Source organism: Armatimonadota bacterium, from assembly GCA_031459765.1.
In the GTDB taxonomy this organism is placed as follows: domain Bacteria; phylum Sysuimicrobiota; class Sysuimicrobiia; order Sysuimicrobiales; family Kaftiobacteriaceae; genus Kaftiobacterium; species Kaftiobacterium secundum.
Genome location: JAVKHY010000002.1, coordinates 253,329 through 272,580 on the forward strand (window position 1 = coordinate 253,329; position 19,252 = coordinate 272,580).

18 protein-coding genes and 1 riboswitch are annotated in these 19,252 nt (G+C 70.4%); of the genes, 8 read left to right on the plus strand and 10 right to left on the minus strand.

What is annotated here, in order from left to right; genetic code table 11:
* Positions 1-31 precede the first annotated feature (31 nt).
* Genes QN141_03970 through QN141_03985 form a run of 4 tightly spaced genes read right to left on the minus strand, consistent with a single transcriptional unit; the run spans position 32 to position 2,792 of the window.
* On the minus strand, positions 32-1,345 hold the full coding sequence (locus QN141_03970; GenBank protein MDR7557625.1) for a (Fe-S)-binding protein: 1,314 nt from the start codon (positions 1,343-1,345) through the stop codon (positions 32-34).
* The gene (locus QN141_03975) at positions 1,338-1,964 is read right to left on the minus strand and encodes a hypothetical protein (protein MDR7557626.1); all 627 of its coding nucleotides are present in this window, start codon (positions 1,962-1,964) and stop codon (positions 1,338-1,340) included. Before QN141_03975 ends, QN141_03970 begins: the two co-directional genes overlap by 8 nt.
* Before the next feature lies 1 nt (position 1,965).
* Positions 1,966-2,205, minus strand: coding sequence for a sulfurtransferase TusA family protein (locus QN141_03980; protein ID MDR7557627.1), 240 nt, complete (start codon positions 2,203-2,205; stop codon positions 1,966-1,968).
* Between the two features lie 53 nt (positions 2,206-2,258).
* Positions 2,259-2,792, minus strand: coding sequence for a DsrE/DsrF/DrsH-like family protein (locus QN141_03985; protein MDR7557628.1), 534 nt, complete (start codon positions 2,790-2,792; stop codon positions 2,259-2,261).
* Positions 2,793-3,000: 208 nt separating this feature from the next.
* On the opposite strand from QN141_03985, the gene QN141_03990 reads away from it, so the two are divergent.
* Positions 3,001-3,276: a metal-sensitive transcriptional regulator gene (locus QN141_03990; protein ID MDR7557629.1), complete on the plus strand. Its 276-nt coding sequence runs from the start codon at positions 3,001-3,003 to the stop codon at positions 3,274-3,276.
* 26 nt (positions 3,277-3,302) lie between these two features.
* On the opposite strand, the gene QN141_03995 is transcribed toward QN141_03990, so the two are convergent.
* Entirely contained in the window at positions 3,303-4,010 is a 708-nt protein-coding gene (locus QN141_03995) for an HAD family hydrolase (GenBank protein MDR7557630.1), read from the minus strand.
* Positions 4,011-4,165: 155 nt separating this feature from the next.
* Positions 4,166-4,280, plus strand: a riboswitch (TPP riboswitch).
* 66 nt (positions 4,281-4,346) lie between these two features.
* Here QN141_03995 and thiW point away from each other — a divergent pair.
* The 7 genes from thiW to QN141_04030 are packed head-to-tail and all read left to right on the plus strand — an operon-like array spanning position 4,347 to position 10,127.
* Positions 4,347-4,850 carry an energy coupling factor transporter S component ThiW gene (gene thiW, locus QN141_04000; protein MDR7557631.1) on the plus strand — a complete coding sequence of 168 codons (504 nt, stop codon included), beginning with the start codon at positions 4,347-4,349 and terminating at the stop codon, positions 4,848-4,850.
* Between the two features lies 1 nt (position 4,851).
* The gene (cytX, locus tag QN141_04005; protein MDR7557632.1) at positions 4,852-6,288 is read left to right on the plus strand and encodes a putative hydroxymethylpyrimidine transporter CytX; all 1,437 of its coding nucleotides are present in this window, start codon (positions 4,852-4,854) and stop codon (positions 6,286-6,288) included.
* Positions 6,285-7,151 (plus strand): hydroxyethylthiazole kinase, encoded by an 867-nt coding sequence (gene thiM, locus QN141_04010; protein MDR7557633.1) that lies wholly within the window; start codon positions 6,285-6,287, stop codon positions 7,149-7,151. Before cytX ends, thiM begins: the two co-directional genes overlap by 4 nt.
* Positions 7,138-7,788: a thiamine phosphate synthase gene (thiE, locus tag QN141_04015; GenBank protein MDR7557634.1), complete on the plus strand. Its 651-nt coding sequence runs from the start codon at positions 7,138-7,140 to the stop codon at positions 7,786-7,788. Before thiM ends, thiE begins: the two co-directional genes overlap by 14 nt.
* Positions 7,757-8,782, plus strand: coding sequence for a thiamine-phosphate kinase (gene thiL, locus QN141_04020; protein MDR7557635.1), 1,026 nt, complete (start codon positions 7,757-7,759; stop codon positions 8,780-8,782). Before thiE ends, thiL begins: the two co-directional genes overlap by 32 nt.
* Positions 8,782-9,630 carry a bifunctional hydroxymethylpyrimidine kinase/phosphomethylpyrimidine kinase gene (gene thiD / locus QN141_04025; protein MDR7557636.1) on the plus strand — a complete coding sequence of 283 codons (849 nt, stop codon included), beginning with the start codon at positions 8,782-8,784 and terminating at the stop codon, positions 9,628-9,630. The genes thiL and thiD overlap by 1 nt, the downstream gene beginning before the upstream one ends.
* Complete coding sequence (locus tag QN141_04030) at positions 9,630-10,127, plus strand: ECF transporter S component (protein ID MDR7557637.1); 498 nt, start codon at positions 9,630-9,632, stop codon at positions 10,125-10,127. Before thiD ends, QN141_04030 begins: the two co-directional genes overlap by 1 nt.
* Positions 10,128-10,146: 19 nt before the next feature.
* Here the strand turns inward: QN141_04030 and acnA are convergent, their stop codons facing one another.
* The 5 genes from acnA to nifJ form a co-directional block, all read right to left on the minus strand.
* The gene (gene acnA / locus QN141_04035; GenBank protein ID MDR7557638.1) at positions 10,147-12,852 is read right to left on the minus strand and encodes an aconitate hydratase AcnA; all 2,706 of its coding nucleotides are present in this window, start codon (positions 12,850-12,852) and stop codon (positions 10,147-10,149) included.
* A gap of 103 nt (positions 12,853-12,955) precedes the next feature.
* Positions 12,956-13,357, minus strand: a complete 402-nt coding sequence (locus QN141_04040; GenBank protein ID MDR7557639.1) for a response regulator transcription factor — start codon at positions 13,355-13,357, stop codon at positions 12,956-12,958.
* Positions 13,358-13,617: 260 nt separating this feature from the next.
* A complete protein-coding gene (locus QN141_04045; GenBank protein MDR7557640.1) occupies positions 13,618-14,997 on the minus strand; it encodes a tryptophanase in 1,380 nt (459 codons plus the stop codon).
* Entirely contained in the window at positions 14,994-15,410 is a 417-nt protein-coding gene (locus tag QN141_04050) for a spore germination protein GerW family protein (protein MDR7557641.1), read from the minus strand. The genes QN141_04045 and QN141_04050 overlap by 4 nt, the downstream gene beginning before the upstream one ends.
* Before the next feature lie 245 nt (positions 15,411-15,655).
* On the minus strand, positions 15,656-19,246 hold the full coding sequence (gene nifJ, locus QN141_04055; protein MDR7557642.1) for a pyruvate:ferredoxin (flavodoxin) oxidoreductase: 3,591 nt from the start codon (positions 19,244-19,246) through the stop codon (positions 15,656-15,658).
* Positions 19,247-19,252: the final 6 nt, after the last annotated feature.

Below are 19,252 nucleotides of genomic sequence, written 5' to 3' on the forward strand. Positions count from 1 at the left end.
TCCCGACTGAGGGGAGCCCAGGGTCGGGAGGTTATGCCGCCTCCGGCAGCGGCACGGCGTGCCGCCGCCTGGCTTTCAGCAACGCGTTGACGACGAGTTCCATGAGCCCCACCACCTGCACGTTCAGGTCATAGTAGCCGTTCAGATCGGTGAGCTGCAGGTTGCAGTTCTCGCAGGAGGTGGCCACGACGGGCGCGCCCGCGGCGCGGATCTGCTCCGCCTTCTTCCGCCCCGCCCGCATGCGCGTTTCGAACCACTCCGGGATCGCGACCAGTCCCCCGCCTCCGCCGCAGCAGAAGTTCTCCTTCCCGTGCGGATTCATCTCCACGAAGTTCTGCACCGCCGCCCGCAGGACGATCCTGGGCGCCTCGATCAGCCCGCCGTTTCGGGCTAGGTTGCAGGAGTCGTGGTAGGTGACCGGCTCCGGGTTCGCGGTGGGATCGAGTGCCAGCCGGCCGTCCCGCACGTAGTCCGCCAGGACCTCGACGATGCTGCGCACCTTGAAGGGGAACTCGCCGCCGAACCAGTTGGGCGCCTCCCAGCGCAGGGCGGCATAGGCGTGGCCGCACTCGGTCAACACGACTTCTTTGACGCCCAGCCGCACGGCCTCGTCCACGATGCGCCGGGCGATGGCCTTGGCCCTGGCCGGGTCGCCCAGGAACAGGCCGTAGTTGCTGGCCTCGAACATGCTCAGCGTCCAGCTGGCGTTGGCCTCGTGGAAGATGATGGCCGCCGGCAGGATGGTGTGCGCGCCGGAGAGTCCGACGTAGAGGATCTCCGCCCCCTGTTGGTCGAGCGGAATGCGCAGGGTGGGATCGCCCAGGCGCTCCTGCGCCTCATGCTCCAGCCCGGCCACGATCTCCCGGTAGATCTCACGGAACTCCTCGGCGTGCTCTCCGCGCGCGATCGCCGCGTCCGCCAGCATCACCAGCATCTCCGGAGCCCTGTCCGTGGCGGTGAGCATGGCGCGTGCGGCGCGCATGATCAGCGCCGTATCCACGCCGAAGGGGCAGTTGATCGTGCAGCGACGGCACAGCGTGCAGGAGGCAAAGGCGGGCTCGGCCAGCGCGTCGAGGTCCGGTTCGGTGAGGTCTTTGGCGCCGACCAACCAGGGGAAGAGTTTCCCGAGCGGATCGTGCTGCCGCCGGTAGACGGCGCGCACCCGCTCGGCCCGGGCCGCCGGCACGTGCTCCGGCCTGGGATCCGAGGCGTACACGTGGCAGGCCTCGGCACAGATCCCGCATCGGGCACAGACTTCCAGCGCCGCCACCAGCCGCCGATCCAGGACGCGCTCCAGGGCGCCCAGCGCGGTGTTGATCGTCTCCGTCCTCACCGTCTCACTCATGCTGCACGCCTCCGACGACCCCCCGGCGGCCGTAGAACAGTCCAAAAAAGTACCGCGAGAAGAAGAAGTAGAAGCAGTGGCGGATCTTGGTCAGCGGGATCGCCACCAGGGTGAGGGCACCGAGGGCCAGGTACGGGGCCGTCCAGCGCGGCCCCCACCAGGCGCCCGCCCCGGCGCTCAGGAACGCGCTAACCAGAGCCACGGAGAAGAGGTCGTCCGGCGTGCTGACCGCCCGCAGGTTGTGCTCCGTCACGCGGACGAGCAGCCCGCCCCAGCCGGCCACCGCGCCCGCGGCCGCGGCGACGGCGATCGCCCCTTCCCCGGCCGCCGGGACGGCCGCTCTCCAGGGGATTAACGCCAGCCCGGCCAGTCCCGCGGCAATCCCGACGTGGAACACGACGCCCCGCAGGTAGGCCAGGAGGTGGAGCCGGGTGCTCTCCTTGGCCCAGGGCGCCATCCCCCAGGTGAAGGCGTAGATCACGCCGCGCCCGGGTGAGCCCGCTGCGCGGGACAGCTCGGGCCGCCACGGGCGGGCCAGTGTCCGGCGCAGATGCCCCCACAGCCCCCACACCGACACGGCCAGCGCTCCCAGGAGGATGATCGCCCAGGCCGGCGTCACGCTACTTCACCCGCCGCACCGCGAACGAGATGACCCCGTTCTCGCGGGTGATCCGGACCAGCTCCTGGCCGGTGGTCCGGCACCAGGCGGGGATGTCCGCCATCACGCCGGGGTCGGTGGCCGTCGCCTCGATCACCTCGCCCACCGCCACCGTCTTGATCGCCTGGGCCATCTTCACCACCGGGATCGGGCACAGCAACCCCTTGAGGTCCAGCGTCTTGTTCACCTGCACAGCGTCCATCGCGCTCCCCTCCCCGTGGCGTCGGTTCAGCGTCGTCGTTTTCTCCTGCCTGACTAGATGAACAGCGTCGCTTTGGACTGCCGGGCCAGTTCCAGCATGGCGGCGACGCCGACCACGTCCTGGACCTCGTCGATCAGGTCTTCGCGCCTCAGCTCCATCACCTCCAGGCTGGTCTGGCAGGCCTGGAACTTCACGCCCAGATCCACGGCCATCTGGCGCAGCTCGGGCAGTGTGGGCACGCGGTGGGCGCGCATCATCTGCTTGAACATCCACCGCCCCAGGCCGCCCAGGTTCAGCTTGCTGGGCCCGATGCCGTTGATGTCCTTGAGAAACAGCGAAAGCATCCGACCGAACAGACTGCGTCCGGTGCGCCGGGGCTTGCGGATCGCCTGCAGTCCCCAGAAGGTGAAAAACATCGTCACGTCCATCCCGGAGGCGGCGGCACCCGTGGCGATCGTGAAGGCCGCGAAGACCTTGTCCATGTCGCCGCTCAGGACGATCATCGTCAGCTTGTTGGCCGCGGCCGGCTCGCCCGCCGCGGCCGGCTGCTGGGCGGTCTGCGGCGACGGCGTCGTCAGCACTGCCATCTCCCCTCACTCCCCTCGCTCTGCTCGCTCCCGAGAGGACTGTACTCCCGGGAGTATCTTTCGGCTTCACCCTACGGCGAGGAGGTCGCGTTCACAATCAGGCGCTCCTCCGATCCCCATCGGGCGCCCGCCCGATAGGCTCGAGCAGGCAGATCGCCATATACTCCCCGGTAGTATCGATCTCGACGCCGACCCGGGAGGGTGGACGATGGCTCAGTTCGGTCCGGAGGTCGCCCGAGCCGCGGGCCGTCGGCTGCGGCGGATCGAGGGCCAGATCAAGGGGCTCCTGCGCATGCTGGACGAGGAGCGGGACTGCACCGAGATCGTCCAGCAGATCGCTGCGGCGCGGGGCGCCCTCGACCGCGTCGCCCTCGACCTCATTTCAGCCGGCCTGGAGAACTGCCTGCGACAGGAACTGACCGGCCGACCCAACGGTCAGCACACCCTGCAGAAGCTGCAGCGCACCTTCCTCATGCTCAGGTAAAGGGATCCCGAGACAACCTCGCGGCGCTACAGGACAGCGGCGAGGAAATCGGGCAACTCGGCCAGCCCTCCCCTGGCCGCGGTCTCGGCCCGGGCGCTGCCCGGGTTGACGAGGTGGTCGGTGACCAGATAGGTCTGCATCCCCACCTCTGTCGCCACCCTGTCCTCCACGCCGTCGTTCCCCACGAAGAGGCACTCCTGGGGATCGCATCCCACGGCGCGGGCCACCTCCAGAAAGTACTCGCGGTGGGGCTTGCAGAAGTGCGCGGTCTCGTAGGTGGTCACGAGGGCGAAGGGCAGGTCGGCGATGCCCGCCCACGCCATGCGCTGGCGCACCGCCACGTCGGGAAAGATGGGGTTGGTGGCGAGGACGGCCCGGCGGCCGCGGTCCAGGACCACCTGGACCGCGCGTCGCGCCGCCGGGTCCGCCGCGGCCAGCGAGCGCAGCGCGGGATGGGCGCGCTCGTAGAACTGGGCGATGAACGGCGCCATCGCCGCGGCGTCCAGTCCCAGCGCCGGGTAGAAGGCTTCGTCGAAGACCTCCTTGGTCGTCTTGGCGGGGTCGCGGTTGTCGAGCATCCGTCGGGTTGCCGCCAGCAGGCGGGGTACGAAGCGCTCGGGAGGGATGCGGGGAGAGAACCACTGGGCGAGGAGGCGGACGTAGGCCTCGATGAAGCGGCCGGTGTCCAGGCGCAGCAGCGTCCCATCCAGGTCGAATAACACGGCTCGAATCATCTGTTGCTTCCCCTCAGGCGCGGTGACCACGGGCGGAGGCGTCGACACCTGCAGGATGACTGTACCACGAGGATTGTCCCGGCGGCGGCCCGAAGCCGGGAATGCTTCGACCGCCGGGGCGTGTCTGGTATAATCTCTTGGTAGACAACTGCATAGGCATGTCTCCGGGGAGCTCGGGAGAGCCGGGCTGAGAGGGCATCCAGATCCGATGCCGACCCTTCGGACCCGATCCAGGTAATGCTGGCGTGGGGAAGTTGCAGCGATCTCGCCGACCGCCGGCCCGGACTCGGGCCGGCGGTTTCCTTTCCCCGCGACCGACTTCAGGAGGGGAGAGCGATGTCCGCCCGCAGGCTGGTCCTCAGCGCGCTGTTTGCCGCGCTGCCGGTGGTCTTTTCCTTCGTCCCCGGCGCGATCCCCGTGGCCGGGGCCAAGGTGCTTCCCTGGCAACACATGGTCAACGCCATCGCCGGAGTGCTCGTGGGGCCGTGGTACGCAGCGGTGAGCGCCACCATCGCCGCGATCCTGCGCAACGCCCTGGGCGTGGGAACCCTGCTCGCCTTCCCCGGCGGGATCCCCGGGGCGCTGGTCGTGGGTTTCGCCTATCGGTACTGGAAGCGTGAGTGGACGGGGCTGCTGGAGCCCCTCGGCACCGGGCCGGTCGGGGCGACGATCGGTGCCCTCCTGGTCGCACCGGCCCTGATGGGCCGGGCCATCCCGCTGGCGGCGCTGCTGCCGGCATTCCTCGCCAGCTCGATCCCCGGAGCCGTCCTCGGCGTGATCGTCCTGAAGGTCCTGCAGCGGGCCGGCGCGCTCCGCTGGGCCGTTGAGGGAGGACACTAGGGTGGCGGTGCAGACGCGGGCCCGGCCGTGGATTCAGGCCCCGCCGGAGTGGGGGATCGAACCCGTTCCGGCCGTCCACCGCCAACTCGGCCTGCTGGATTACTTCGCGCTGTGGTCGAGCCTCGGCGTGGGCCTGCTCGTCCTGCTGGCCGGGACGCTCCTTGTGCCCGGGCTGGGATTCCGGGACGCGCTGGCCGCGATCGTCGTCGGCACGCTGGCCGGGAACCTCCTGCTGGCGCTGGCCGGCGTCATCGGCAGCGCCACCGCGGTACCCACGATGGTCCTCCTGCGCCCCGCGCTCGGGGTGCGCGGGTCGTACCTGCCGACGGTCCTCAACGTCGTGCAGCTCATCGGCTGGGGATCCTTTGAGGTCTTCATCATGGCCCGCGCCGCCGACGGGATCAGCAGGGCGCTCTTCGGCCTGGAGAACTTCGTGGGCTGGGCCTTCGTCTTCGCCGCCTTCTGCACGCTGCTGGCCATCGGCGGCCCGCTGGTGGTGGTCCGGCGCTGGCTGGAGCGGTTTGCGATCTGGCTGGTGTACCTCAGCACCGGCTACCTCACCTGGTACCTGATCACCCACGCCGACCTGGCCGCGATCCTGGCCCGGCCGGGCGACGGCAGCCTGTCCTTCTGGCTGGCCGTCGATCTGGTGATCGCGATGCCGGTCTCGTGGCTGCCGCTGGTCGCGGACTACAACCGGTTCGCCCGCCGTCCGGGGGCGGCATTCGCGGGGACCTATGCCGGCTATCTGGTGGCGAACGTCTGGTTCTACGCCCTGGGGGCCCTCTTCGTCCTGGCGCTCCACACCACCGACCTCGTCCCGGCGATCATGAGCCTGACCGGCGGGTGGGCGGCCCTGGTGCTGCTGCTGGTGGACGAGACCGACAACGCCTTCGCCAACATCTACTCCACGGCGGTCAGCCTGCAGAACATCTTCCCCCGCGCCCGGCAGCGGTGGCTGGCCGTGCTCGTCGGCGCCCTCTGCTTCCTGCTGGCGATCCGGGTGAACGTCCTGCAGTATGAGAGCTTCCTGTTCCTCATCGGAGCCTTCTTCGTCCCGCTCTTCGGTGTGCTGGCCGCGGACTTCTTCGTGGTGCGCCGGCAGCGTTACGACATCCCCGCCCTGTACCGGGAGCACGGCCCCTACTGGTACCGGACCGGCATCAACGGGTGGGCGCTGGCGGCCTGGCTGGCCGGTTTCGTGGTCTACCAGTGGATCGTGCCCACGGAAATTCCCGGCTGGAAGGCGTTGCTCCAGAGCCTCTTCAGTGCCGTCGGCCTGCCCTTTCCGTTGAGCGCGCGCTATCCGTGGCTCGGGGCGTCGATCCCCGGGTTCCTCCTCGCCGCCGCGCTGTATCTGGTCGCCACACCTGCCGTGCGGCGCCGTGATCTGGTGCAGGCGGCCGCCGCGGGGCCAGATGCGCCGGATTCCCGATGACCCCCTCCCCGTCGCCCGAAGCGGTGTTCGGTGGCCGGCTGCTCGATGAGATCCGCCGCCGCCGTCCCATCATCCACCACCTGGCGAACTTCGTGACGATGAACGATGTGGCCGCGGCCACGCGCGCCGTCGGGGCGATGCCCATCATGGCGATGAGTCCGGCGGAGGTTGAGGAGGTCGCGGGCCGGGCCGACGCGCTGGTCATCAGCCTGGGGACGCCGACCGACGACCGTCTAAAGGCCATCGACCTGGCCGTCACCGTGGCCCGAAGGCGCGGCATCCCCGTGATCATCGACCCCGTGGGCGCGGGGGCGTCCGGACTGCGCACGGAGCGGGCGTTGGCCGTGATCCGCGCCATCCCCCGGCCGATCATCCGGGCCAACCCGGCCGAAGCCGCGGCGCTGGTGGGCGAGGCCGCGGACCTCCGGGGGGTGGAGTCCATCGGTGCGGCCGACCCCGCGGCCCTGGCCCTCAAACTGGTCCGGGAAGGCGGTGTGGCGGTGATCACGGGACGGCGCGACATCATCACCGACGGCAGGCGGACGCTGGCCGTCGACAACGGCCATGCCTGGCTGGCCGCCCTGCCGGGCGCGGGCTGCATGGCCACGGCGGTTGTCGGGGCCTTCGCCGCGGTCGGGAGCGGGGACGCTGTAACCGCGGCCGCCGCGGGGATCGCCTCGTTCGGCCTGGCCGCCGAACAGGCCGCCGGCCGGGCCCGGGGACCGGGGACGCTCAAGCCCGCCCTTCTCGATGCGCTGTTTGCGATGACGGGGAGGGAACTGGCGGCCGGGATGCGGTGCGTGCCCGTGACCTCACCGGCCGCACCTCCTGCTCCGCGGAGGACAACCCGTGCGCCGCGTTGACTACAGCGTCTATGTGATCACCGACCGCAGCATCGGGGGCGGCCGCAGCCACGAGGAGATGGTTGCCGCCGCCATCGCCGGCGGGGCCACGATCGTCCAGGTGCGAGAAAAGCGCCTGCCCACGCGGGCCTTCGTCGAGGCGGTGGCGCGTGCGCGCGCCGTCGCCGTCGCGGCGGGGATCCCCCTGATCGTCAACGACCGGGTCGATGTGGCGCTGGCGGTCGATGCGGACGGCGTCCACGTCGGTCCCGACGACCTCCCGGTGGCGGTGGCACGGCGGCTGCTGGGTCGGCACAAGATCGTGGGCGCCTCGGCGGGGACGGTGGAAGAAGCGGTGGCCGCCGAGCGCGACGGCGCCACCTACCTGGGGGTCGGCAGCGTCTTTGCCACATCGTCGAAACCCGATGCCGGCGCGCCGATCGGCGTCGCCGCGCTGCAGGAGATTGTCCGCGCCGTCCGCATCCCCGTTGTCGGCATCGGCGGGATCACCGCGGCCAATGCTTCCCGGGTGATCGCCGCCGGCGCATCCGGCGTGGCCGTGATCTCGTCGGTCGTGGGTGCAGACGACATCACCGCGGCAACGCGACGGCTCGTGGAGGTGGTCCGTGCGGCCCGACACGCAACTGCGTCTGGCTGAACTGGGGGAAGCAGGAGTGCTGGAGGCGATCCGGCGCATCGCGACCACCACCGATCCCGACGTCATCGTCGGCGTGGGGGACGATGGGGCGGTGGTGCGCTGTCCTGCCGGCCGCCACTTGGTCGCCACCTGCGACATCCAGATCGACGGCGTGCACTTCCGACGGGCCACCGCCGCGGCCTTCGACATCGGCTGGAAGGCGATGGCCATCAACCTCAGCGATGTGGCAGCGATGGGGGGCATCCCGCGGTTCGCCCTGGTCTCGCTGGCCCTGCCGACGGACTTGGCCCTGGCCTGGGTGGAAGAGCTGTACCACGGGTTGACCGGGATCGGCGGCCGGCACGGGGTCTCCGTGATCGGCGGAAACCTCTCCCGCACCGCGGGGCCGCTCACTGTGGACGTGACGGTTCTGGGAGAGGTCGAGCCCCACGCCCTCGTCCGTCGCACCGGGGCGCGGCCCGGGGACGCCGTGCTGGTCACCGGGGATCTGGGGGCCTCCGGAGCGGGACGGCGGCTCGCCGAGCGGGGCCTCCGCTTTCCCGGCAGCGACCGCCTGATCGCCGCGCACCTGCGGCCCTCCCCCCGGATGGACGAAGGGCGGGTGGCCGCGCTGTCGGGGTGGGCCACGGCGATGATCGACCTCTCCGACGGCCTGGCCCTGGACCTGAGCCGACTGTGCGATGCCGGAGGCCTCGGCGTCCGCCTCGACGCCCGGGCCCTCCCCATCGGCGAGGATGTGCGGCGCGCCGCGGCGCTCCTGGGAATGGAGGCCCTTGAGCTCGCGCTGTTCGGCGGGGAGGACTACGAACTGCTCATCGCCTCGCCGCCGACCCGCGCCGCGGATCTGGCCCGACGCATCACCGCGCAGACGGGGACGCCGGTGACGGCCATCGGGACCTTCGTGCCCCCGGAGGACGGACGGCAGCTGATCACCGCCGACGGGCCGACCCCGATCCTCGCCCGGGGCTGGGACCACTTCGGGGAGGCGCGGTGATGGTCATCCCGAGGGCGCTGACGATCGCCGGCTCGGATTCCGGGGGCGGCGCGGGCATCCAGGCCGACCTGAAGACCTTCGCCGCCCTGGGTGTCTTCGGGACCAGCGCCATCACGGCGCTGACGGCGCAGAATACCTGCGCCGTCACGGCGGTCGTGGAACTGGACCCGCAGTTCGTGGCGGCACAGATCGACGCCGTGGCCGGGGACATCGGCGTGGATGCAGCGAAGACCGGGATGCTGGCCAACGCCGCCATCATCGAGACCGTAGCGCAAAAGGTCCGAGAGCACCGCATCGAGCGCCTGGTGGTCGATCCCGTGATGGTGGCGAAGAGCGGCGCCTCCCTCCTGCGTCCGGAGGCGGTGGAGGCCCTCCGTCGGCTGCTGCTGCCGCTGGCCCTGGTGGTCACGCCCAATCTCCCCGAGGCCTCGGTTCTGGTCGGACACCCGATCCGGACCGAGGCGGAGATGGAGGCGGCGGCGCGCCGCATCCTGACGCTGGGACCCCGGACCGTGGTGGTGAAGGGCGGCCACCTGCAGGGAAGCGCCGAGGCGCTGGACCTGTTCTTCGACGGGCAGCGATTCCGCCGCTTCGTCGCCCCGCGCATCCCGACCACGAACACCCACGGGACCGGATGCGTGTTCTCGGCGGCGATCGCCGCAGGGCTGGCGCAGGGACTGGCCCCGGCGGAGGCCGTGGCGCGGGCGAAGCGATTTGTGACCCTGGCGATCAAAGGCGGCCTGCCGCTGGGACGAGGGCACGGCCCGGCCAACCCCATGGCCGGATGGCCGCGAGCCGGTCCCGGACGGCGCCGCGCAAGAAGCGAAAAACCGAAGGAGGCCGGCTGATGAAACCCCGGGAGATTGCCGTCGGCGGGTTGCTCACGGCGCTGGCGCTGCTCATTCCCTTCGCCTTCCGCGGGACGCCGCTGCAGCTGTTCATTCCCACGTTGCAGTACTCCGCGACCTTCGCCTCCCACGTGCCCTCGATGCTGGCCATGCTGGTCGGTCCCGCGGTGGCGGCGATGGTCGGCGTGGGGTCGGCCCTGGGATTCACCATCACATTGAATCCGGTTATCGGCGCGCGCGCCTTCACCCATGCCGTCTGGGGCGTGCTGGGGGCGGTGATGATCCGGCGCCGCGCGTCCTTCTGGCTGGCCCTGCTGGCCGCCCTGCCGGTCCACGCTCTGGGGGAAGGCGCGGTCGTCTGGTGGTTGGGCCCCGGGCTTCAGGCCGGCACCCTGGTCGCCGCCGGCACGGTGGCCCACCACACGATCGATTCCATCATCAGCCTGGCCGTCTTTCGGCTGGTCCTGCCGGCCCTGCGCCCGCAGCCGGCAGAGTGAGCTGGGGGAAGCACCCGCCCTACCCGATCAGCTTCCGCACCACGTAGGGCAGGATGCCGCCGTGCCGGTAGTATTCCACCTCGATCGGGAGATCGAGGCGGGAGAGCACCTGGAAGGTGCGCTCCGCTCCGTCGGCCCGCACCGCGCGCACCGTGAGTTTTTGTCCGGGCCGCAGACCTTCGGCGATCCCCAGGATATCGAAGGTCTCGGTGCCGTCCAGGCCGAGGGCCTCCGGTCCCTCGCCGGGCAGGAACTCCAGGGGCAGGATGCCCATCTGCACCAGGTTGGCGCGGTGAATGCGCTCGAAACTCTGGGCGATCACCGCGCGGACACCCAGCAGCAGCGGCCCCTTGGCCGCCCAGTCGCGTGAGCTGCCCGAGCCGTACTCCCTGCCGGCGAGCACCAGCAGCGGCGTTCCCTCCGCCCGGTAGTGCATCGCGGCGTCGTAGACCGGCAGCACCTCTCCCGAGGGGAGATGGGTCGTCCACCCGCCCTCCCGGCCGCCGGCCAGGCGGTTGCGCAGGCGGACGTTGGCGAAGGTTCCGCGGACCAGCACGTCGTGGGCCCCGCGCCGCGCGCCGTAGGTGTTGAAGTCGGCGGGAGCCACCCCGCGCTCGGTGAGGAAGCGACCGGCCGGCGTGTCTCGGGAGAAGGTTCCGGCCGGAGAGATGTGGTCGGTCGTGACCGAGTCGCCGAGCCAGACCAGCACGCGCGCCCCGCGGATGTCGGCGGGCTCGCCGGGTGTCGCGGCGACCTGCTCGAGGAACGGCGGACGCTGCACATAGGTGGAGTGGGGATCCCACCGATACACGGTACTCGTCGGTACCGGCAGCGTCCGCCAGGTCTCGTCGCCCCGGAACACCTCGCGGTACCGTTCCGCAAACAACTCCGCCGACACGGCGCTGCGGATCACGGCGCGGATCTCCTCCTTCCGCGGCCACAGGTCGCGCAGGAAGACCGGACGGCCGGCACGATCGGTGCCGAGAGGCTCTCGGGTCAGATCAATGTTCACCGTTCCGGCCAGGGCGAAGGCCACGACCAGAGGCGGGGAGGCTAGGTAGCTGGCGCGCACCAGCGGATGAATCCGTCCCTCGAAGTTGCGGTTGCCGCTCAGGACGGCGACGGCCACCAGGTTCTGGGCCTGGATGGCCTCGGCCACAGGCTGCGGCAGCGGCCCGCTGTTTCCGATGCAGGTGGTGCAGCCGTACCCGACGGTGTAGAAGCCCAGCGCCTCCAGGTAGCGCGTCAGCCCGGCGCGCTGGAGGTAGGCGCTGACCACCGCCGATCCCGGCGCCAGGCTCGTCTTCACGGCGGGACTCACCGAGAGGCCGCGTTCCACGGCCTTCTTCGCCAGCAGCCCCGCGGCGATCATCACCTCCGGGTTCGAGGTGTTCGTGCAGGAGGTGATCGCGGCGATCACGACAGAACCGTGCGTGAGTTCCGCGGTGCGATCACCGATGCGCACCTGGGTGGCCGGCGGACGCTCGGCGACGGCGACGCCAGTGCCGGAGGCGCCGGAGGGACCTTCTGGGGCGGCGATCCGGTCGGCGAAGGCGGCGCGAAAGCTCGGGCCGCTGCCGGCCAGCGGCACGCGGTCCTGGGGCCGCCGCGGGCCGGCCAGGCTCGGCTCGACCGTGGCCAGGTCCAGTTCGACCACCTGATCGAATACGGGCTCAGGCCCTCCGGCTGTGCGGAACATCCCCTGGGCGCGGGCGTAGGCTTCCACGAGCCGCACCTGCGGCTCGGGGCGCCCCGTCAGCCGGAGGTAGGCCAGCGTCTCCTCGTCGATGGGGAAGAGGGCGCTGGTGGCCCCGTACTCCGGGCACATGTTGGCGATCGTCGCCCGGTCCGGCAGCGACAGCGCGCGGAGGCCGGGCCCGAAGAACTCCACAAACTTGCCCACCACGCCCACCGAACGCAGCCGTTGTGTGATCGTCAGCACCAGATCGGTGGCGGTCACCCCCTCGGCCAGCTCGCCGACCAGCCGGACGCCGACCACCTCGGGGCGGGTGAGGAAGATCGGCTGGCCCAGCAGCACGGCTTCGGCCTCGATGCCGCCGACTCCCCAGCCCAGCACCCCCAGGCCGTTGATCATCGTGGTGTGCGAGTCCGTCCCGACGACCGTGTCCGGGAATGCGACGAGGGCACCGTCTGCGGCCCGGGTCCCCACGACCGTGGCCAGGTACTCCAGGTTCACCTGATGCACGATGCCCGTTCCGGGGGGGACGACGCGCAGGTTGTCGAAGGCGCTCTGCGCCCACCGCAGCAGCATGTAGCGCTCCCGATTCCGCTCGTATTCCAGGGCCACGTTGCGCTCGAAGGCCAGCGGTGTGCCGTAGACGTCCACCTGGACGGAGTGGTCGATGACCAGGTCGGCGGGGACGACCGGATTCACCCGGGCCGGGTCCCCGCCGAGACGCTGTACGGCATCGCGCATCGCCGCCAGATCGACCACCACCGGTACGCCGGTGAAGTCCTGCAGCAACACCCGCGCGGGCAGGAAGGGAAACTCCCCGTCCAGGGTCCGGCCGGGCTCCCAAGCCGCCAGGCGCGCCGCGTGCCCGGCCGCAAACGCCCCGCTCCCGGCATGGCGCAGGAGGTTCTCCAGCAGCACCTTCACGGTGAAGGGCAGCCGCTCCAGCCCCACCGCAACCCGCCCCTCCAGGGCGGCGAGCGGGACGTACTCGAGCGTTCTATCGTCGAGACGAAGCACCTGACGCGTCACGGACATCCTCCCGGCGGACAGGGATCAACCATCACGAGTATACAACCCGCCGACCGGGACGGTCTGCGGCCGAGCGGATCGGGACCGGGATCCGCCACCGGCCCTACGCGGACCGGTCCAGCGCGGCGTGAATCGCGGCGATGAGGTCCCTGCCGACGCGGTTCTTGGGAACGACCCCGTCGGCGCCCATGGCCCGGGCCGCCTTCACGTAGTCGTCCCCCAGGTCGCCGGGCAGCAGGGCGATAATGACGAGGTTCGGATTGAGTTTCTTCGCCGCGAGGCAGCCGGGCAGTCCCGCGGCGCCGAACAGCCACGGGTCGACGACCAGCACGTCCGGCCGGCGCTCGCGGATCAGGCGGATGGTCTCCTCGATCGTCCCCGCGGTGCCGGCGACTTCAAACCGTTGGTCGCCGACCAGGACCATCCCGATGGCCTCGCGCGCCGCAGCATGCGGGTCGGCGACGAGGACCCGATACGGTCGGGGAGATGCCTGCGCAGCGGACATAGCCACAGTCGATATGGCGGGCACCGCGCATCGGCCCCCTGTAGAAGTCACGCCCCTGCGGGACGTCTGGACGCCCCACGCCTCCGAGGCGGTGCCCGCGCGCCTTTGCAGGCATGGTAGCAGCGAACCGGCCCGGCCACTATCCGCCCCGCGGCTGATTCCCCTCGGGCCTGGGCCCTATGGGCACGAGCAAACTGAATGGCTGAGGCCGAAGGCGTCGAAGCGGTTCGGCTCGGCGGGCCGGCCAGGACACCGGCGAACTACGCCGGCAGCGGCTCGAAGCGGGCCAGGAAATGCCGCAGGGCGGGGGGTTCGGAGACGATCCGCAACCCACGCACCGTCTCGCGGCGGGCAAAAGTCGCGGCGGCGGTGGCGGCGACGACGGCCAAATGCGACTGGGTATAGACGCGGCGGGGAACGGCCAGGCGCACCAGTTCCAGGCGCGGGAAGCGCTCCTCCCCGGTGCGCGGATCCCGGCCGGCCATGACTGCGCCGATCTCGACGCCACGCACCCCGCCGTCTTCGTACAGCGCGCAGGCCAGGGCCTGTCCGGGGTACTGCCGCCGCGGGAGGTGGGGCAGGAAGCGCAGCGCGTCCAGGAAGACGGCGTGTCCGCCGATCGGCTCGACGATGGGAATCCCGCGCTCCAGCATCTGCCCGCCCAGCCACCGGACCTGGCCGATGCGCCAGGCCAGATAGTGCTCGTCGGTGACCTCGCGGAGACCCTGCGCCATCGCCTCCAGGTCCCGTCCGGCCAGCCCCCCATAGGTGGGGAAGCCTTCGAAGAGAACGCCCCAGGGCGCGGCCTGCTCGTAGAGGGCGGGGTGGCGAAGGGCGAGAAAGCCGCCGATGTTGACCAGCGCGTCCTTCTTCCCGCTGAAGGTGCATCCGTCGGCCAGGTCACAGATTTCGCGGATGATCGAGGCCACGGACCGCCCGGCATATCCGGGCTCCTGTTCCTTGATAAAGAAGGCGTTCTCGGCGATCCGGCAGGCGTCCAGGAAGAACGGCAGCCCGTGGCGGTCGGCCAGATTCCGCACCGCGCGCAGGTTGGCCAGCGAGACCGGCTGCCCGCCGCCGCTGTTGCAGGTCACCGTCATGTGGAGGAAGGCCACCTGCTCGCGCCCCACGTCGCCGATCAGGGCCTCGGCCCTGGCGATGTCGAGGTCGCCTTTGAACGGGAGCCGGGCGGTCGGGTCGTGGATGGCTTCCACCGCCAGGTCGTCGGCGATCCCCCCGCGGTGCTCGATGTGGGCCCGGGTGGTGTCGAAATGCATGTTGCCGATGACGTGCTGGCCGGGACGCACCAACAGAATGCAGAGGATGTGTTCCGCGCCGCGGCCCTGGTGGGTGGGCAGGACGTGGGGGAAGCCGAAGAGATCCTCCACGGTCTCGCGCAGACGATAGAAGGAGCGGCTCCCGGCGTAGGCTTCGTCGCCCATCATCAGCGCCGCCCACTGGCGGTCGCTCATCGCGCCGGTCCCGCTGTCCGTGAGGAGGTCGATGCTGACGTCCTCGGCGCGCAGACGGAACAGGTTCCACCCGGCCTCCGCGAGCAGCCGGGCGCGCTCTTCCCGGGTCGTCCACCGGATCGGTTCGACGACCTTGATGCGGTAGGGTTCGGCGGGAGGAATCGTCACCGGCGCGCCGCCATCACCCGCGCTGTGCGTGTCCCCCAGAAGATGGCCCAGGCGGCCAGGAAGGCCACGAGGCCCGCAAGCCGCGTCACGTTGATGATGGGCTGCACCTTGATCTTGCCGTCGACCACCTCGACCAGGGCAATCGGCTCGACGCGCGCCATCCCTCCGCCCCCGCCGCCGCCGGGCACCTGGTCCCCCTCGCCCCTGGCGGGGCCCATGCCCCCGCCCATCCCGAAGGCATAGCGCATGGAGGCCACGGGGATCACGGTGCGGCCGTCGATGGAGATCGGCTCGCCGAAGACGGCGGAGATGCCCGTCCTGGTCTGCATCTCCGCAAACCGCTTCTGGAGCTCATCGAGAAACATCGACCTCCCCCTCTCCTCCCCCACCTTCTCCCGCCTGGGCGTCGGCATGGCTGTTCTCCTCCTGACACCAGGACGTACAGATCGGTCCCCAGGGCTTCCGCCTTCTGCAGATGCCCGTCAGGATCCTCGACACCACAGTGACATCATCTGCACAGATCTCAACGTCTACCCACTGGGTGCGCGGCCGCGGCGGCCATAGACACACGGGGGATCGCCTGGCGCACCGCCGGATCCTTCGATCGCAACAGCCACCCGGCGGCTGGATCGGCGGTGCGCATAGGGTGCGTCGGCAGCTACGCTTCCCCGCTGCCTCCTGCCGCCGCCAGCTCGGCAGGACGGGGCGGCGCGGCCTTGGCCAGCTGCTCGTAGAGCGCGTAGCGCGCCCGGACCTCCCGGCGCGCCGCCTCCAGCAGTGCCTGCGCCCGGTCGGGATCGGCGCGCTGCACCATCTGGAAGCGCGTCTCTTGCGCCAAAAACTCCGCCAGGTCTACCTTGGGCGGGGGCGAGTCCAGCTGCAGGGGCGGCAGTCCGCGCTCGGCCCGGCGCGGGTCGTACCGGAGCAGCGGCCAGTAGCCGGACTCCACAGCGAGCTTCTCATGGTCCGCGCCCAGGCGCAGGTCGTAGCCGTGCTCGATGCACGGGCTGTAGGCGATGATCAGCGAGGTGCCCGGGAAGCTGTCCGCCTCACGGAAAGCCTGAACGGTCTGGAGGTCCTTGGCCCCCAGGGCCACGCGGGCCACATAGACCGAGCCGTAGGTCATGGCCAGCAGGGCCAGGTCCTTCTTCGGGATGGCCTTGCCGGCGATGGCGAACTTCGCCGCGGCCCCCAGCGGCGTGGCCTTGGACTGCTGTCCTCCCGTGTTCGAGTAGACCTCGGTGTCCAGGACCAGGATGTTCACATCCTGCCCCATGGCCAGGACGTGGTCCAGCCCGCCGTAGCCGATGTCGTAGGCCCAGCCGTCGCCGCCGATGATCCAGACGCTGCGCCGGACCAGGAAGTCGGCCAGGAGTTCCAGCCGCCGGGCCTCGGGATCGGGAAGAGCGGCGAGGCGGCGGCGCAGGATCTGCACGCGCTCCCGCTGCGCGGCAATTCCCGCCTCGGTGCTCTGATCGGCGTTGAGGATGGCGTCCACCAGCGGCTCGCCGACCTGGCCGGCGAGGGTCTTCAGCAGGCGACGGGCCTGCTCCGCCTGCATGTCCACCGCCAGGCGGAATCCGAAGCCGAACTCAGCGTTGTCCTCGAACAGCGAGTTGGCCCAGGCCGGGCCCCGGCCGAAGGCATCCACGGTGTAGGGCGTGGTCGGCAGGTTGCCGCCGTAGATCGAGGAGCAGCCGGTGGCGTTGGCGATGAGCAGGCGGTCGCCGTAGAGCTGGGTGAGCAGCTTGATATAGGGGGTCTCCCCGCAGCCGGCGCAGGCCCCGGAAAACTCGAACAGCGGGCGGAGGAACTGGGTGCCCTTGACGTCTGAGCGCACCTTGGTGCGGTCGGGATCCGGGAGCGACATGAAGAAGGCGAAATTCTCCGCCTCGGCCAAGCGCAGCGGCGCCTGGGGCTGCATGTCAATCGCCTTGTGGGAGGGATCCTTCTTGTCCGTCACCGGGCAGACCTCGACGCAGAGACTGCAGCCCGTGCAGTCCTCCGGGGCCACCTGGAGCAGGTAGTGCATCCCCTTGAACTCGGGCCCGCGGTAGGGCGTGGACTTCAGGGTCGGAGGCGCGCCGGCCAGCAGGGCCGGCTCCACCACCTTCGCCCGAATCGCAGCATGGGGGCAGATCAGGGTGCACTTGTTGCACTGGATGCAAAGCTGCGGATCCCACACCGGGATCTGATCGGCGATGTTGCGCTTCTCCCACCGGCTGGTGGCCGTGGGCCAGGTGCCATCCGGCGGGAAGGCGCTGACCGGCAACAGGTCGCCCTTTCGGGCGATCATCACGGCCGTGACCCGCTGGACGAAGTCCGGCGCCTCCGCGCTGACGATCGGCGGGAGCGTCCGAGTGGACGTCGGGGCGCCGGGGACCGGCACCTCGTGCAGGTTGGCCAGCGTGGCGTCCACCGCCTCGAAGTTGGCCCGCACGACGTCCTCGCCCTTGCGGCCATAGGTCTTGCGGATCGCGTCCTTGATCTTGGCGATGGCTTCTTCGCGCGGCAGCACGCCGGAGATGGCGAAGAAAGCCGTCTGCATGATGGAGTTGATGCGGCCGCCCATCCCGGTCTGCTTCGCCACGGCCGCCGCGTCGATCACGTAGACGCGCAGGCGCTTGCGGATGATCTCCTCCTGCACCTCCCGGGCCAGGTGGTCGAAGACCTCGTCCGGTCCGTAGGGCGCGTTCAGGAGGAACACCGCCCCCGGCGCGGCTGTCTCCAGCACGGGGATGCGGTCCATGAACACCCACTGGTGGCAGGCCACGAAGTTGGCCTGCGCGATCAGATAGCTGCTGCGGATCGGGCGCGGCCCGAAGCGGAGGTGCGAGACCGTGACCGCACCCGCCTTCTTCGAGTCGTAGACAAAGTAGCCCTGAGCGTAATAGGGGGTCTCCTCGCCGATAATCTTGATCGAGTTCTTGTTGGCCCCGACCGTCCCGTCGGCCCCCAGGCCGTAGAAGACGCAACGCGTGACGTCGTCGGGTTCGATGGAGAACTCCCGGTCATAGGGCAGCGACGTCCCGGTCACGTCGTCCACGATCCCCACGGTGAAGTGGTTCTTGGGTTGCGGGCAGGCCAGCTGGTCGAAGACGGCCTTGACCATCGCCGGGGTGAACTCCTTGCTGGACAGGCCGTAGCGGCCGCCGATGACCCGCGGCATCCGGGGAAGCGCCCCGCCGTCGGCCATGGCCTCGCCGAGGGCGGTGAGCACGTCCTGGTACAGCGGCTCGCCCGGCGCGCCGGGCTCCTTGGTCCGGTCCAGGACGGCGATGGCCTGCACCGAGGGGGGCAGCGCCCCAATGAAATCGCTCACCGAGAAGGGCCGGTACAGCCGCACCTTGATCACGCCGACGCGCTCCCCGCGCGCGGTCAGCCACTCCACCGTCTCATGGGCGACTTCCGCGCCCGAACCCATGAGCACGATGACCCGTTCCGCCTCTGGGTGACCGACGTAGTCGAACAAGTGATATTGCCGTCCGGTCAGCTCGGCCAAGCGGTCCATCGTCTGCTGCACAATCACCGGCGCGGCCAGGTAGAACGGGTTGGCCGCCTCACGGGCCTGGAAGAAGGTGTCGGGGTTCTGGGCCGTGCCGCGGATGACCGGTCGTTCCGGCGAGAGCGCCCGCTCGCGATGGGCCCGGATCAGGGCCTCGTCCAGCATCGCCCGCAGGTCGTCGTCGGTGAGCTCCTCGATCTTCGCCACCTCGTGGCTGGTCCGGAAGCCGTCGAAGAAGTGCAGGAAGGGGACCCGCGCGGCCAGGGTCGCGGCGTGGGCGATCAGGGCCAGGTCGTGCACCTCCTGCACCGAGCCGCTGGCCAGCAGGGCGAACCCGGTCTGCCGCGCGGCCATGACGTCGGAGTGGTCGCCGAAGATGGACAGGGCGTGAGTGGCCACGGTGCGCGCGGAGACATGCATGGCGAAGGCGGTCAACTCCCCCGCAATTTTGTAGAGATTGGGGATCATGAGGAGCAGACCCTGACTGGCGGTGAAGGTCGTCGTCAGGGCGCCGGCCTGCAGCGCGCCGTGGACCGCCCCCGCCGCGCCGCCCTCGGACTGCATCTCCACGACCCGGGGGACGATCCCCCAGAGGTTGGGGCGCCCGTGCGCCGCCCACTCGTCGGCGAGTTCCCCCATGGGGGAGGAGGGCGTGATGGGGTAGATGGCGATGACCTCGCTGGCCCGATAGGCCACCGAGGCCGCCGCTTCGTTTCCATCGATCGTGATCAACCGCCGTGCCATGCGCCC

Coding starts and splice junctions, on each gene's coding strand:
- thiD (MDR7557636.1), top strand. CDS start 8,782: ATGGTCATCCCGAGGGCGCTGACGATCGCCGGCTCGGATTCCGGGGGC.
- QN141_03995 (MDR7557630.1), bottom strand. CDS start 4,010: ATGATTCGAGCCGTGTTATTCGACCTGGATGGGACGCTGCTGCGCCTG.
- QN141_03980 (MDR7557627.1), bottom strand. CDS start 2,205: ATGGACGCTGTGCAGGTGAACAAGACGCTGGACCTCAAGGGGTTGCTG.
- nifJ (MDR7557642.1), bottom strand. CDS start 19,246: ATGGCACGGCGGTTGATCACGATCGATGGAAACGAAGCGGCGGCCTCG.
- thiW (MDR7557631.1), top strand. CDS start 4,347: ATGTCCGCCCGCAGGCTGGTCCTCAGCGCGCTGTTTGCCGCGCTGCCG.
- thiM (MDR7557633.1), top strand. CDS start 6,285: ATGACCCCCTCCCCGTCGCCCGAAGCGGTGTTCGGTGGCCGGCTGCTC.
- QN141_03970 (MDR7557625.1), bottom strand. CDS start 1,345: ATGAGTGAGACGGTGAGGACGGAGACGATCAACACCGCGCTGGGCGCC.
- QN141_03990 (MDR7557629.1), top strand. CDS start 3,001: ATGGCTCAGTTCGGTCCGGAGGTCGCCCGAGCCGCGGGCCGTCGGCTG.
- QN141_03985 (MDR7557628.1), bottom strand. CDS start 2,792: ATGGCAGTGCTGACGACGCCGTCGCCGCAGACCGCCCAGCAGCCGGCC.
- QN141_04040 (MDR7557639.1), bottom strand. CDS start 13,357: ATGTCCGCTGCGCAGGCATCTCCCCGACCGTATCGGGTCCTCGTCGCC.
- QN141_04030 (MDR7557637.1), top strand. CDS start 9,630: ATGAAACCCCGGGAGATTGCCGTCGGCGGGTTGCTCACGGCGCTGGCG.
- QN141_04050 (MDR7557641.1), bottom strand. CDS start 15,410: ATGCCGACGCCCAGGCGGGAGAAGGTGGGGGAGGAGAGGGGGAGGTCG.